The 13,796-nt window shown below is 32.6% G+C and carries 16 protein-coding genes; 2 read left to right on the forward strand and 14 right to left on the reverse strand.

Translation table 11 applies throughout. The features are described from left to right. Window position 1: 1 nt before the first annotated feature. From D1866_RS00870 to D1866_RS00905, 8 genes are all read right to left on the reverse strand, one after another. Entirely contained in the window at window positions 2–496 is a 495-nt protein-coding gene (locus D1866_RS00870) for an NADH-quinone oxidoreductase subunit J family protein (RefSeq protein WP_152940735.1), read from the reverse strand. Beyond that, a complete protein-coding gene (gene nuoI, locus D1866_RS00875; RefSeq protein WP_152940737.1) occupies window positions 480–974 on the reverse strand; it encodes an NADH-quinone oxidoreductase subunit NuoI in 495 nt (164 codons plus the stop codon). Before nuoI ends, D1866_RS00870 begins: the two co-directional genes overlap by 17 nt. Next, window positions 965–2,026: an NADH-quinone oxidoreductase subunit NuoH gene (gene nuoH, locus D1866_RS00880; protein ID WP_152940740.1), complete on the reverse strand. Its 1,062-nt coding sequence runs from the start codon at window positions 2,024–2,026 to the stop codon at window positions 965–967. Before nuoH ends, nuoI begins: the two co-directional genes overlap by 10 nt. Beyond that, window positions 2,026–3,204: an NADH-quinone oxidoreductase subunit D gene (locus D1866_RS00885; RefSeq protein WP_152941421.1), complete on the reverse strand. Its 1,179-nt coding sequence runs from the start codon at window positions 3,202–3,204 to the stop codon at window positions 2,026–2,028. The genes nuoH and D1866_RS00885 overlap by 1 nt, the downstream gene beginning before the upstream one ends. A gap of 7 nt (window positions 3,205–3,211) precedes the next feature. Next, window positions 3,212–3,709 (reverse strand): NADH-quinone oxidoreductase subunit C, encoded by a 498-nt coding sequence (locus tag D1866_RS00890; protein ID WP_152940742.1) that lies wholly within the window; start codon window positions 3,707–3,709, stop codon window positions 3,212–3,214. Next, window positions 3,706–4,095 (reverse strand): NADH dehydrogenase subunit 3, encoded by a 390-nt coding sequence (locus tag D1866_RS00895; protein WP_152940744.1) that lies wholly within the window; start codon window positions 4,093–4,095, stop codon window positions 3,706–3,708. Before D1866_RS00895 ends, D1866_RS00890 begins: the two co-directional genes overlap by 4 nt. Before the next feature lie 98 nt (window positions 4,096–4,193). After that, window positions 4,194–4,961, reverse strand: a complete 768-nt coding sequence (gene thyX / locus D1866_RS00900) for an FAD-dependent thymidylate synthase (RefSeq protein WP_013775997.1) — start codon at window positions 4,959–4,961, stop codon at window positions 4,194–4,196. Window positions 4,962–5,018: 57 nt separating this feature from the next. After that, on the reverse strand, window positions 5,019–5,357 hold the full coding sequence (locus tag D1866_RS00905; protein WP_152940746.1) for a DUF2175 domain-containing protein: 339 nt from the start codon (window positions 5,355–5,357) through the stop codon (window positions 5,019–5,021). A gap of 44 nt (window positions 5,358–5,401) precedes the next feature. Here D1866_RS00905 and D1866_RS00910 point away from each other — a divergent pair, with 44 nt between their 5' ends. Then, on the forward strand, window positions 5,402–6,559 hold the full coding sequence (locus tag D1866_RS00910) for a hypothetical protein (RefSeq protein WP_152940748.1): 1,158 nt from the start codon (window positions 5,402–5,404) through the stop codon (window positions 6,557–6,559). Here the strand turns inward: D1866_RS00910 and D1866_RS00915 are convergent. From D1866_RS00915 to D1866_RS00925, 3 genes are read right to left on the reverse strand one after another with little or no spacing between them, the layout of a single operon-like run. Beyond that, window positions 6,548–7,231, reverse strand: a complete 684-nt coding sequence (locus D1866_RS00915) for a Rossmann-like domain-containing protein (RefSeq protein ID WP_152940750.1) — start codon at window positions 7,229–7,231, stop codon at window positions 6,548–6,550. The genes D1866_RS00910 and D1866_RS00915 overlap by 12 nt on opposite strands. Beyond that, window positions 7,228–8,298 carry a nucleotidyltransferase family protein gene (locus D1866_RS00920; protein WP_152940752.1) on the reverse strand — a complete coding sequence of 357 codons (1,071 nt, stop codon included), beginning with the start codon at window positions 8,296–8,298 and terminating at the stop codon, window positions 7,228–7,230. The genes D1866_RS00915 and D1866_RS00920 overlap by 4 nt, the downstream gene beginning before the upstream one ends. A 30-nt stretch (window positions 8,299–8,328) precedes the next feature. After that, complete coding sequence (locus tag D1866_RS00925; protein ID WP_152940755.1) at window positions 8,329–8,964, reverse strand: superoxide dismutase; 636 nt, start codon at window positions 8,962–8,964, stop codon at window positions 8,329–8,331. A 187-nt stretch (window positions 8,965–9,151) separates the two neighbouring features. On the opposite strand from D1866_RS00925, the gene D1866_RS00930 reads away from it, so the two are divergent. After that, complete coding sequence (locus D1866_RS00930; RefSeq protein WP_152940757.1) at window positions 9,152–11,017, forward strand: hypothetical protein; 1,866 nt, start codon at window positions 9,152–9,154, stop codon at window positions 11,015–11,017. Here D1866_RS00930 and D1866_RS00935 read toward each other — a convergent pair. From D1866_RS00935 to D1866_RS00945, 3 genes are read right to left on the reverse strand one after another with little or no spacing between them, the layout of a single operon-like run. Beyond that, window positions 11,009–11,227, reverse strand: a complete 219-nt coding sequence (locus D1866_RS00935; RefSeq protein WP_013776004.1) for a sulfurtransferase TusA family protein — start codon at window positions 11,225–11,227, stop codon at window positions 11,009–11,011. The genes D1866_RS00930 and D1866_RS00935 overlap by 9 nt on opposite strands. Window positions 11,228–11,261: 34 nt before the next feature. Further along, window positions 11,262–12,044: a thioredoxin family protein gene (locus tag D1866_RS00940; RefSeq protein ID WP_152940759.1), complete on the reverse strand. Its 783-nt coding sequence runs from the start codon at window positions 12,042–12,044 to the stop codon at window positions 11,262–11,264. Window positions 12,045–12,046: 2 nt separating this feature from the next. Further along, window positions 12,047–13,663, reverse strand: a complete 1,617-nt coding sequence (locus D1866_RS00945) for a helicase C-terminal domain-containing protein (RefSeq protein WP_155860985.1) — start codon at window positions 13,661–13,663, stop codon at window positions 12,047–12,049. Between the last annotated feature and the right edge of the window lie 133 nt (window positions 13,664–13,796).

A 13,796-nucleotide genomic window follows, 5' to 3' on the forward strand; every position in this document is an offset into this window, starting at 1 on the left:
TCTAATCCCTCCTAGCAAGAGTTATTGCTTCTATTAATGTTGTTAACAATCCAACCACTAGAACTACTGCAGGGAACCAGTACTTCTCTAAAATTATCGAGGAAAGAGTCTGAAGATTAATTTCTCCTACTTGACTTACCTGAACTCCTGATAACGAAAGAACTACTGCTATAAATATAAGCACAGCTGAAACTCCAGCCACAATTGGTGCCCAAGCTATATTTATTTGCCTAACTTCCAATCCTTTAAACATGACTAAAGATATTGATAAGAAAACTACCGTTGCACCTACGTACAATAAAAGATGAAAGACCGAATACAAGGAATATTGGAAGGAAATAAGTGCTATAAGTACTGCTATACTAACTCCTAGGAAAGCTAAGGATATTGCGGCGTAAAAGAGATTCTTTGAACTAACTATGAATATTGCGGAAGAAATCGATATTATAGAGAAAAATAAGAATAAAATTAAACAAAGATTAAGACTCTGGAACATATTTTATACCCTTCTCTTCATCTATAACCGCTCTAACTTTTTTAACTACCTTATCCTCAGGAGGGTTATCAAAGTTCTTATTGAATTTTTCTGGATCAAATATTAAATCCCTCCTATTTGAGAAAGCGACGTCGTGAACTCCAGTCTCTTTTAAGGCATCTACAGGGCATATATCCACACAAAAGCCGCAAAACACACATCTACCGTAATTTATAGTAGGTAATTTTTTGCCTTGATATGTCATCATTTTCATAGCATCTGCTGGACAGATCATTGCACATAACGTGCAACCAATACACACGTCCTTATATAGTCTTATTATACCACGATATCCATTAGGAAGAGTTAACGATTCTTCAGGATATTTTAGTGTAATCCTCTGAGGTTTTATCATGTATTTTATTCCAGTACCTATTGATTGTAAATGATTGGCAAATAACCTAAACGGATTTTCCTTTTTATATTCTTTTACAGCCATAAGTAACCCACCAATGTACCCGTAATTAATGAAATTAGGGATAGAGGAAATAAGTATTTCCAACTACCCCTAAGAGCTTGATCTATCCTATATCTACCATACACTCCCCTTAAAAATACTGAAAAGAATAAGAGCAATACTGCTTTGAAAGTCAAAAACGCTGCTCCGGGTAGACCGCTAAATGGATACCAACCACCTAAAAATAGGTCGGCAAAAACTAGGGAATATATAAAATTACCCACATAAGATCCTGCCATGGTTAATACGAACAAGAATCCAGAGTACTCAGTATAAGGACCTATAACTAATTCCGTTTCTGCCTCAACAATATCAAAAGGAAACCTTGAACTACCTATTAGCATACCTACAATGAAAATAAAAGCTGCTATAGGATTTACTATTACCCCAGGAATTCCTTTTTGCACTATAACTGCTAAGTCTAAGGTATGATATTCAATAGCCATAGATAAAGTTGCTATTAGAATTAGAGCGTCATAGCTAACTGATAAGAAAGTTTCTCTCACAGCACCTACAATTGCAAACCTGTTATTAGTAACCCAAGCTAAGAATATTACAAAGATAGGATATATTGACTCTAAAGCTAAGATAAGTAATAAGTTATAACAAGTGAAAATACCGGCAAGAACTCCATAGCCGACATTTGGATCGTAGAAATCATGATAATAGATTGAAAATACAGATCCACTTTGAGGAATTACTGATACTGGAATTACCGCAAAAGGTAAAATTGAAACTAAAAGTAATAGAACTGGAGCTATTACAAATAATGTTTCATTAACTCCTGCGGGTATTATAACTTCGGAAAAAACGAACTTCAATGCATCAGCTATTAATTGCAAATATCCGCCTAATCTCTTTGAAGCATAGTAAGGACCTACTCGCATTTGAACTCTAGCTGCCGCTTTTCTCTCAAACCATATTGTTGTCAATAAAAGAATCCCAGTAAATAATAAACCAGGAAATATAATTACAACAAAAAATGACGGATAAAAGAAATAAAATCTTATTAAAGATAACAAGTTACCTATCATTACCTATCAGCCTCTGGAGGGAAGTAATCTAAACTTCCATATATTGCTACAATATCAGCATATCTAGCACCTTTACATAAGTTTTTGAATACATAAATTGCCCTATAAGACGGAGTTATCATCCTTAACCTATAAGGTTTAGGAGATCCATCACTTACTACATAATAGAAAAGTTCTCCTCTAGATGCCTCAACTCTGGCAGCAGCTTCTCCCCTAGGCGGTCTAAACGAAGCATAATAACCTGGTAAAACTATCCTTCCTTGTCCTTGAACCCACTTCTTCATTCTAATTGGCGGAATTTGTTTTAAGAACCTATCAGCTAATATTGGTCCTTCTGGTATGTCCTTTATTATTTGTTCTAAAATTCTCATGCTTTGTTCCATTTCCTCAAATCTAACTAAAGTTCTTGCGTATCCGTCCCCCTCTTTATACACTGGAATTTCAAAATCCAACTTAGAATATGCGGCATAAGGTTCAGCTTTTCTAATATCAAAATTAACTCCAGATGCCCTAAGATTAGGCCCTACTGCACCCCATTCTATTGCTTGCTCTCTAGTCATTACTCCAACGTTCTGCAACCTATCCATGATAGTTGGATTCTTAAGGAAAATCTTTTCCCAATCTTTTAGCTTCTTTCTCATATAAACAATCGCTTTCTTAGTCATTTCTATAATACTTGGCGTCAGGTCTCTCCTTACTCCTCCAGGAATTATATAGGAATTAGTAACTCTAGCACCAGTTAACGCTTCAAGTATTTGAAGCCAAACTTCTCTATCTCCGAAGCCCCACATAAAAGCAGTTGAATGACCAATAAATATACCTAGAATCCCTAAACCGTAAAGATGGCTAGCTATTCTATTAACTTCTGCAGCAAAGCTCCTCAAATATAAGGCTCTCTCTGGTACATCAACGTTAAGTATTTTCTCTACTGCCATCACGTAACCCATATTCATGTGTATTGAATCCAAAATTGCCGGTCTTTCTACCAAAGGAATCAAATGCATGTAATTCCTATTTTCTCCTAACTTTTCCACAGCCCTATGAACATAACCTACGTCTAGTTCGCAATCTTCTACTATATCACCGTTAAGTTTAACAAGTATCCTCATATGTCCGGATCCTGGATGCTGAGGACCTACATTAAGTTCTCCTTGAACAGGAACTACCTCTACTTCCATTCCATAGTTATCCAGGCTTGTCAACGAATAACCCCTCCAATTTTATTTTAAAGTCTTTTCTTAATGGGTAAACTCCTTCAAAATCCTCTGGAAGGAATAATCTAGATAGTTGTGGATGACCTTCAAATCTTACTCCTAACATTTCATAAGTTTCTCTTTCTCCCGTCCATGCGCTGCCCCAAATTTGAGTTAAGCTAGGTAAAGAAGGATCCTTATAATCTACATAAGTCTTAATTGCAAATATTATTTTTTGCAAGTCTTCTACTGAATATGAAGAAACGTGATAGACCACTTGAATTTTCTGTTGTTCAGGAAAATCTATCCCGGTTACTGCTATTACGTGATCGAAACCTATTTCTTTCATTATTTTGGCTATTTCTGTAATCTTATCCTTTGTAACTTCTAATGATCCTCTATTCTCAGATTCTGCTTTAGCTATTACTCCTTTTGCCTTTAATTCTGATATTATTTTATCTATAGGCTTTTGAACAGTGGTCTGGCTCATTGTCTCAACTCCCAGTTTTGTATCATATTAATTTGAGTCATTGAATAATGCATTACTGGATAAATTAATACTATAAATGATCCGATAATTATCATTAAGTTTCTGAATAGAATAAAATTACCCAGCAAAGGTGCTGATGCTATCGCAAAAAGTAACACTAGAATTGGTTCTATAGTAACATACATTAGAAGGTATCCATAGTATTGTAGAGGAAACCAAAGTCTACCTTCTCCATATGGTATATTCCCAGCTTCAAATCTACTTATTTTGAGCGGAGTAGGATTATGAGGAACCATTAGTGAAATTATTTTGTAACCTCCGTAACCCAATGCTAAAGTGAGAATTGAAGGTAATCCAAAAGCCACAAGTGATTGAACTAAGCTCATACAGATGAGTAACAATAAACGTGGTTAAAATATTTTTCTTAACAGAACCTAAACGTGTTTATAAAATTTATATCCTACTATACAAAAAAGGAAATATATTATTTAATTTTATTTAGGATGCTCTTAGCATTTTGTATGCATTTTAATATCCCGTCCCTAGGTACTCCTTCAACACAACGCTGAGATAGAAATTCCGTCTTATCGTTAAGTTCGTCAAGAGAAATTGGCGTCTCTCTAATAAAGTTCTCGTGAATTATGCAATTAGGTCCAGCATACTTAAATAGACGAGGATGAACTTTCTTTACTTCTTCTAGCATTTTCCATGCTACTGCTCTAATTTCCCACTGTGCCCTTGAACACAATCTGAGGGCAAAGAAATTATACAACTCTCTAGCGTTCATTGTCACAACAATATTCGTATTTACTCCGTTAGGTAGGACGTATCTGGCATCTTCCTCTGGGACGCCGTTCTGTAATAGCTCATAGTAGTATTTGTAAGCGTCGTCGTAAGCCTTCTTAACTAATTCCTCATTCCTTTTTTCCGCAGAAGGTGGCGTCACTGGTTGATAATACTCGTCGACGGGCTTAGCGAAACGGTGGCTCATTTGTGTATATGATGCAATGCGGTGTCTCACTAGTTGATGAGAGGCAACTCTGGAAATTCCTTCAATGGAGAAAGTGTAAGAAGAGTGCTCTAGGGGTGACCAGTAACCGTGAATGATAGCGTCACGAATCCATACTTCTACTTCCTCATCCGTCATTGTCTTCTCGTGGTAATCCCAGCCTTTCCTTGATCTGCTCATCTTAGAAGCAATTGCTACAACTCTTTCTCCGTCCTTGGTGTAAGAAACGAGCTCAACTTTCATTGTCTACTAACTTAAAAATGGAGAATAAAAACTAAGCTTGCTTGATAATATTTTCGTTCACTCAAGCACTCCGCTAAGTTTCTCTACAGCTCTAGTAAGCATTGCAGAGTTCTTTTCTGCATCTTTTTCAGCTTGCTCCATATATTTTTTAACTTCTTCATCTTTTATTTTTCCTAGTCTCTGCTTGTATACAACTATCATTTTTAGCTCATCTTCTAATGAGTCTAGTACTGCAGTTAGTTGCTCTTGGTCTACTTTAGCAGTCTTTAGTGCTTTTTCTCTGAAACACGTATAATGAACTACAGTCTTCTTTGAAGTAAAAGTGAATAATTCATCCCAGTATATTGTATTTTTACATATATCACACGTCCACTTTGTTGGGGGTGCCCTACTCATGGTGAAAGAGTAGAATTATATACTAAATAAAGATTACGGTATTGATGATATCCGAAAAATTGATCTCTGATTTAAAGTTTTATGACAAGCCCCTAGGAGTATTCTTTACTGCAGATAATTGCAAGGAGTGTGACGAACTTATTAAGAAAATTAAAGAATTGCCCATTTCAAAGAGGCTAATGATAGAAGAAATTAATGGTTTGGAGTATCCAGAATACCTAAACAGATTAACCAGAGGTATGATTCCTACATTATCAATTTTATCTCCAGACTTAGGAATTATGGGAGTTATAGAATCTACAGATGTTAAAGAAATAGAAGCAAGACTAAGAGAAATAGTTGAGGCTTATTACAAGGGATATAAAGGAGAAAGACTATCCGAATTTATACCTGAACCAGTGGAGGTTGGAAAAGAAATAATATATGACGTAATGGACGCATTACTTGCATCTTATCCTGCAGACTTTAGAATGATAGAGTTTTACAAGTTTATTTCAAGTATAAACAAGGATTATAGTAAAGCTGAAAAAGTCATTAAACCGTTAAATGAAATTTCTGAATTTCTTCTTGGTAGAAAGAAAACAATAAATGCTAACTCAACATATACAACTGAAATTTCCTTCTACACAATATATGGACTAAGGAAAGTGGAAGATCTATTACAATTAATAGGCGATGACGGAATAGTTTATAGAAGTACCAGAAAACAGAATAAAGGCTTATTGATTGACGAAGTAATGGCAGGCAATGCATTACTCACACAATATGAAAATACCTTAAATGATACATACTTGAATTATGCTAAAAAAATTTACGATTTTATTATAAACAATCTTTCTCACGAGAAAGGATTTAGAGACACACTGATAAAAGATGAATTAAGTAAAATTACTTTCTTAGAGCCTTTAGCTAACTCAGAAGCAGGGATATTCTTTGCTAGGTATTGGGCAATTACTGGAGAAGAAAAATCTGCAGATTTCGCTAAAAAAGCAATAAACTGTGCATTTGCAGGCTCCTCAGATCCTAGAGTACTAGCAAGAATTTCTATAGCATTAATAAAATTACAAGATTTGATAAGGACAAACGAAAAAGGACCTTACTCAGATTTAAGAATAGAATTTTCAAAGCAAGCCCAATGCAAGTACTTTAAAGATGGGAAATGCTACGAAAAAATTGAAGAAATCAAATTCTCATATTTTTAAATACATTTTTGTAACATATTTTGATAGCTGTTTTGCACTTCCTCCTTCACAAATAGTCCTAAATGCTCTATATTGATCAACTGGAACTATTTTGCCAATAGCTTCAAACCCATATTTTTTAAGTGTAGAAACTGCTTCTACAGATGATATTCCAGTTAAAATCAAGTGGTCTGCTTTTACGTTTTTGACTATTTTATCTATAGTATTATTTATAAGTGCTGAACCGAAAATAACAGCTACGTCACACGTTTCGCCATTAAATTGTGAAAAAGGTTTGGCGTTATTTTGAGGTTGCGTAGAAAAGTCGTATAAGACTACACTGGAAAAATTGCCAGCGGAAATATAAGGATAGTATCCGAACGCACAAACCTTCCCTCCAGAATATAAAGTTAGGGGATCACCACTTGTTAGCTTGCCAGTTGATATGGAATTTAATATAGCGACAGAAATACTCCTTTTTAATGGATTATCCACATCAACTGCTACATCGTAAGCGTTTTTTCCAATTATTTCCCCAGCATAGTCTACTTCGCCTTCTGCTATAGTATGGGATACTCCCATGCTTTGATCGTCTAAAATTACTGCAGTATAAGATGTACCTACACAAATGTTTATTATTTTTCTCTGCTTTAAATCGTAAGATAACTCATCTATAATTTCGTCTAATATCATAATATTATCTTATCCTCCTCGTATATAGGTTCTGTTACTTCCTTATTAGGTAATATAATGTTCTTTTTATTAATTAAAATACCGTCATAAGTTATTACTTCTTCCCCAAATATTGTTTCCTCCCTTATATGATTCCACTTACCGATCTTACATTTATCAGCAATTATCGAACCTTTTATGAAGCTATTTTCATTTACAAATACATTTTCCATGAGTAATGATTCTCCAATATAAACACCATTTTTAACTACAGAACCTTTGCCTATTATTGAATTAGAATCAATATACGAGTCTTCATATATAATAACTCCGTCTGAAATAAAATAAGGCGGAGTTAATGTAGTTCTTTCGGATACTGTTGCAGTATTTGATATATACCCTCTTGGAAATCTTTTTCCTAGCAATTCGAAGTTAAGTTTCATATAATCATAAGGAGTTCCTATATCGGCCCATATTCCGTCGTACTTATAAACTGAAACGCAATACTTCTCTAGAATTTTTGGCAAAAAGTTTCTGCTTATTGATGGACCTTGTATAAAGTTCAATATATCCTTATTAAATACGTAAACTCCACCATTTATTAAATTAGAAATAGGATTAGATGGCTTCTCTATAATATCAATTAATTTATTATTTTCTGTAAGTAAGACTCCATATCTTCTAGGATTATCAACTTTAGTTGCTAAAAGAGTTACTGGACATTCACTTTGAGCGTGGAATTTAAGTAGATCTAAAAAATTAACTTCAGTATAAATATCGCCATATATTACAATAACTACATCATCGAGCTTTGCTTGTGTAGAGACAAATTTTAAAGCTCCCGCATCTCCTAGAGGTTCTTTTTCAATTATAGGTGTAATGTTTTTTCCGTCTACATGAGATAGTATTTTATCAGCCATCACCCTTAACGAAAGATAAACATTATGAATTCCTGCATTCTCTAATCCTTCTAAGATATAATCTAAAATAGGCTTACCTAAAACCGGAAATAATGCCTTAGGTTTAGTTAAGCTTAAGGGCCTAAGTCTTGTAGCGTATCCTCCAGCCAAAATAATTGCAGAAACCATAATATATTAAAGGTTAGGATGTAAAAAAACTTACTTTTTCATGTACTGTTGAAGTTTTTTATCGGCAAAGTCCCAGTTGACTAAGTTCCACCAATTATTAACATAATCTGCTCTCTTGTTCTTGTATTGCAAGTAGTAAGCGTGTTCGAACTCGTCCAATATTAGTAAAATTGGTAGCTCTGCTATATGGTTTTGAAAGTGATTCTCAAAAGTCATTATTTGTAAGTTTCCATTTTCTACTTCATAATAGAGAACAGTCCAACCAGTGCCTGGCAACGAATTTGCTGCCTCGGTAAACAATGCTTTAAATTTCTCAAAACTACCGTATTGCTTCTCTATTAAGTCTCCTATTACTCCACCAGGTTTACCTCCACCTTTACCTGCTGGAGCCATGTTTTGCCAATATAGTGAGTGTAACTTATGTCCGTTTATATTGAATACCAATCCTCTTAATAGGCCTTGTATATCGTATTGTCCTGAGGATATTTCACCTTTTAGAATTTTGTTTACCCTGTCAACAAAGGAATTAGCTCCATTAACATAACCTCTATGATGACCATTGTAGTGCACATCTATTATTTCTTTACTTATGTATGGTTCTAATGCATCTAAGTTATAAGGTAGAGGTGGCAATTCATACTTTTTTAAATAAGTTAACGAACTCATAACTATACTTACTTAGTAGTTATTTTTATTTCTTTCTAAGTTGAATCTAGAAGCGTATTATATCTATACCATATTATTGAGCATATAGGAAAAATTTTGAATGCGTTTTACCTCAATTTTTACCTTAAATCATAATTTAGATTCTATATGACTTTATTAATCCTTTCTAAATAATCATTATTTAGAAATGTCAATTAGGGACCCATTTATAAAATTAACTTCAAATTACTATAACTTATACGAAAAAATTATATTGATGATACTAAATTCCATTCTAGTCTATATTTTATCATTAAATTTGCATTTCATTTATAACTATAACCTTGAAATTATATCTGTGGTTGCAGTAATCTCATTCTTTTTACCAGAGATCGTATCCCCCGCATTAACTATTTTATTTACAATATACTTAGCACATACAGAATTGAATTTAAATCAATTATCTGGAATGATAGAAATTATATCCATAATAATTCTTAATATTTTGGTACCAATATTAATTGAGATAAAGTATGGATCAATGCAAGGCTTTATGTCTTCAGAAGCAATAATTGGCTTTCCTATAAGTTCACTATTATTATTATCAGGAATAGCTGAAAAAAGAAATCTGACTGCTAACGTTTTATCTAGTCTACCTCTATTTTTCATAATATTCGATCATTTTGATGCTATAATGTATTCTACTAATGTCCTTTTTTATTATTATATCCTATTAGGAATTATAAGTTTAGTCATTGCATCCATACTATTCAGCTTAAAGCAATTAATTAGTATATCAGGAATCATATTTAGTTTTATTGGATTATCTACATTATTTTATTTAACGCCGTTACCTCATCCTATTCCTTTAAATCTTATTTATACAATAATTGTTGCTGCGATTGTTAATACTATTTTTACTGGATTTTATGAATTAAAAATAAGAAAACAGATGAAAGAGAAAACTCAGGAGGAACTATCTTTAATTAAAAAGGAAATAGATAGCAGTATAATAAGTTTAGGAAGGATTAGAAGCTATGCAGAATTGGAAGACAGCTTAAGTAATATAATTGCAGAAGACGAAAAAAGTATACTTGAAATTAGTAAAAAAGCTGATCAATGTAAATCATTAGACTGTATAAATTCTATTTATAATGAGTTTATATCGGCTAAGAAAAATATTGAAGATAAACTTTCACAATACATCTTTAATACCGTAATCGAATATAATAATGTAATAAAAGAATTAAAGAAAAATGGAATAAATTTGGAGGAAATAAGTATTCCATCAGAGAAAATTATGCTATCAGAAGATGACATAGACAAAATACAGAAGATTTTATCCACTATTAATAAGAATATATCGGTAGGAGTATCTGAAATTAATTCCATAATAGACTCTATAGAAAAAATCTCCGGAATAAAACTAAATAGATTTTACATTACTGAATACTCATCAATAGTGAGTGCTATAGATTATCTAAAAAAGAATAACGTACTCACGTACGTTAATCAATGCGTAAACTACGATAGGGACATATTAACTAAGTTGGAATTTTATGGATTCGAAAATAGAAAACTGGAGATAGCTAGAAAATTAAACGAATATTATGGAAAGGAAATTTTGTTATCTGATATTAAAAATATAGAGAGAGAATCTAATCAGTTACTTATAATAATGAATGAATACTTAAATAATATAAAAAATGAGCTAGAAAAAATTTGGAAAATAAGTAAATTAAGCAACATAAAAAATAAAATAGAAGTTATAGACAGCTTAATTAATGAATTAAACAAAGATGATGCAATACTTAAGAAACTTTCTGACGTTCTAACTGCAATTCCTGAGATATCTAATGCAGAGAAGATAATTGAGGAAAAAGATAATATATATGCTTTATTTACAATATTAAGGGAAAATGAAGATATAATTAGAGAAAAATTGAATGAGGAACAATGCATTGAGCTAGAAGAGTTAGGAATTAATAGCAAGTTAAGTTTCTATGTTATAGAGTATCTAAAAGAAAGGAATATAAATGTAAAATTAGACACTAACAAAATTTGCTTATCTTAATCTCTTTATATTTATTACAACATGATCCTCTTTATCTTCGTAATTGAAGAGATATCTTGGAGCATTTCGTAAAAGTTGATGAAGGCATAGGACTCTATCCTTTTCTGCAAGGAGTGTTATTGTTTCTCCAGCTTTCATTGAGACTAAATATTTAGATAGTTCGACAATAAATTCCTCGCAAGACTTATTTCTAAGATCTAGCTGTTGCATGTGAATTACTTTGTTTCGAAATTTTTAAATGTTACTAAAGTATAGCTTTTCTTTCAACTTCTATACTTTTCAAAGATTTTTGTTCTTTCTCTACTTTCTCCCATAACTGATCATAATTATTTATCATGTACATATAAGCCTTTGAAATTCTCTCCATAGTATCCTTTTCTGTTAATGGATGTATTCTTAATCCGACTCTCCCTGTGGATCCCCCTCTAACCATGAGCCAATGCGCAAAGACTTCTAATGGATATTTTGCCTTAATTTGCTCTAATGAGAGTTTTGAGCCATAGAGCCAATAGATCTCCCTAACAAAGTTTGAGGAAATATTTCTTAGCATTTTATCTTCCCATTTCTTTACATACTCTAACCCATTTTTTATCATTAAATTTCTCAAATAGTTATATAGCTCTTCTGCATCCTCTGAAAATACTAGACCTGTTACTGCCATTACAAAATCTTTTTGAGCCATGAAAGAGTCGAAATCTAAATTCACGTAAAGCCATGCTGTAGCAGCAAAAGAATCAACTATTCCATACATTAGCTTGTCCACTAATTCATCCTTATTTATTTTCTTTACTATCTTCTCTCCTTGAAGTAGCTTCTCAAATTCTTGAAAATCTACTGTACCAGCATAAACTAGTTTTCCATCTATAAAAACTGAAGGTGTTGAAATTACTCCTCTTTCTAATGCTAAGAAAGGATAAAGTTCTGTATCTATTATTTGAACTCTTCCTAGTAGCCCTTTTTGATCTAAATACTCTAAAAGTAGATTACATTCCGTGCAATTTTTGTGAGTAAAAATTTCCACTTTCATGGTTATAGCTTAATCTTTTTGGGATTTAAACAATTAATCTTAGTTTTCCACATTATGCTATCGTATCTTTTATCCAATAACCAAACATTTGCCCTATCATTTACACTTCTAATTGCCCTACCTATTGCTTGTTTTACAGCTATAAGTGCTGTAGTATTTATAAGCAAATCCTTAACGTCCTGCCCTGTAATTTTTGAAATCTCCTCTGCTTGCAATTTAAGGTAATCGTCTACTGCAGGATAAGGTATTCCTACTAGTACTACGTCTGAAATTAAACTTTTACCGTCCTTAGTAAGTTCAATTCCTTCAGAAAGCTTACCTCTTGCTACTGCTGCAATAATAGACTTCTCTTTCAGTTTATATACATCCTCTAGACTTGTTTTCTCATCTTCAACAAGCTTTGGCAAATTAACTAGCTTCATAACTTCATTCATTAATGAATAGCTAGGGAATACGGCTAATACGTAGCCTTTCGCTTGGTAAAATATTTTTAAAATATACGAAGCGTACTTCTTCCACATCTCTTTAGTTCTTAAACTATAAGCAGAGGTTACATCAAGAGCCAGAATGCAATCTATAGTGCCACTTAGTTTTTTCTTCATTTCTTTTTCAGTATCGATATATTCTATCTGCCTAGTTATCCCGAGTACATTACGTAAGAATTCTTTTGATTGTAAAGTTCCAGACATTAAAATTACTGAAAGACTCGGATCATTAAGTATTGAAATGTACTTTTCTGGTGTTATAGGCTTTTTTACTAGACTTCCTTTGTAGGAGAACACTTTCCCTTCAGTTTCATAGAATTTTATTATATTATTCAAATAAATCTGTTTTATTCGCTTTTCTTTTATCATTTTTTCTCTTAAAGCTTCGTACTCTTCTTTTATTATTTCTAGCTCATCGTCTGTAAGCTTAGGATAGTCTTGTACTAGAATATATTTTTCCTCAGATAACACTTTCTTCTTAACTTCTTCTTTTAATCTTCTTAGTATCTCTATTACAGTAGTATTTGAAATCTGAGAAATTGCTCTATCAATTATTGTTAAATTTAGTTTTCTCTCTTCAAGCTCATTTAATCTATCTAAATTATGAGCTTCATCCACAACCACAACATATTGTGAAAAATCTAATCCTAATGCTTCTCTCAATCTAGGTATGAAAAAATATGGGTAAGTTAGAACTATTACGTCAGAATTAGATAAAGAATCTAGTAATGAATAATATGGGCAAAATCCCTCCTCTTCTCCCTCTTTCTTTAACTTTGAAAGAAAAGAAAAAGGATAATCGTCGACCTTTATTGGAATACTAGAAAATATATCACAACTTGAACATTTTATATCTTCTGGATTTACATCAGCAGTAGAAAATGGACAAGCAAGCGCTTTACTTACTAGAAATGAAAAACTTTTACCTAGCCTTTTGCTTTCTCTATATACTGGATAGTATTCGTTATGCGTTCTTACAATATAAGCTACCTTACCCTTAAATTCAGTACCAACAACCAAAGAAAATAATGTTTTACCACTACCAGTGGGAGAATTTAAAGCAACTAAAAATCCTCTTTTCAACGAATCTAAAACTTTGTCTTTTAATTTTATTTGCCAATCCCTTAAATCCACTCTTCGCTCTTAACTATAATTTCGTCAAGCATTATATATGTTACGAAGTCTTTACTAGCTATTGAAAGCACGTCCTTTGCTTTTCCTCTTATTTTAATTGTCTGCATAAAATTGAAAACTTTCTCTACTTTTA

Origin of the sequence: Acidianus ambivalens, from assembly GCF_009729015.1 — an archaeon.
GTDB lineage: Archaea > Thermoproteota > Thermoprotei_A > Sulfolobales > Sulfolobaceae > Acidianus > Acidianus ambivalens.

Bases quoted from the DNA above. Each gene is read 5' to 3' on its own strand.
- D1866_RS00885 (WP_152941421.1), bottom strand. From the start codon at position 3,204: ATGGAAGTAGAGGTAGTTCCTGTTCAAGGAGAACTTAATGTAGGTCCT.
- D1866_RS00910 (WP_152940748.1), top strand. From the start codon at position 5,402: ATGATATCCGAAAAATTGATCTCTGATTTAAAGTTTTATGACAAGCCC.
- D1866_RS00915 (WP_152940750.1), bottom strand. From the start codon at position 7,231: ATGATATTAGACGAAATTATAGATGAGTTATCTTACGATTTAAAGCAG.
- D1866_RS00905 (WP_152940746.1), bottom strand. From the start codon at position 5,357: ATGAGTAGGGCACCCCCAACAAAGTGGACGTGTGATATATGTAAAAAT.
- D1866_RS00895 (WP_152940744.1), bottom strand. From the start codon at position 4,095: ATGAGCTTAGTTCAATCACTTGTGGCTTTTGGATTACCTTCAATTCTC.
- thyX (WP_013775997.1), bottom strand. From the start codon at position 4,961: ATGAAAGTTGAGCTCGTTTCTTACACCAAGGACGGAGAAAGAGTTGTA.
- D1866_RS00930 (WP_152940757.1), top strand. From the start codon at position 9,152: ATGTCAATTAGGGACCCATTTATAAAATTAACTTCAAATTACTATAAC.
- D1866_RS00920 (WP_152940752.1), bottom strand. From the start codon at position 8,298: ATGGTTTCTGCAATTATTTTGGCTGGAGGATACGCTACAAGACTTAGG.
- D1866_RS00925 (WP_152940755.1), bottom strand. From the start codon at position 8,964: ATGAGTTCGTTAACTTATTTAAAAAAGTATGAATTGCCACCTCTACCT.
- D1866_RS00935 (WP_013776004.1), bottom strand. From the start codon at position 11,227: ATGCAACAGCTAGATCTTAGAAATAAGTCTTGCGAGGAATTTATTGTC.
- nuoH (WP_152940740.1), bottom strand. From the start codon at position 2,026: ATGATAGGTAACTTGTTATCTTTAATAAGATTTTATTTCTTTTATCCG.
- D1866_RS00890 (WP_152940742.1), bottom strand. From the start codon at position 3,709: ATGAGCCAGACCACTGTTCAAAAGCCTATAGATAAAATAATATCAGAA.
- nuoI (WP_152940737.1), bottom strand. From the start codon at position 974: ATGGCTGTAAAAGAATATAAAAAGGAAAATCCGTTTAGGTTATTTGCC.
- D1866_RS00870 (WP_152940735.1), bottom strand. From the start codon at position 496: ATGTTCCAGAGTCTTAATCTTTGTTTAATTTTATTCTTATTTTTCTCT.
- D1866_RS00940 (WP_152940759.1), bottom strand. From the start codon at position 12,044: ATGAAAGTGGAAATTTTTACTCACAAAAATTGCACGGAATGTAATCTA.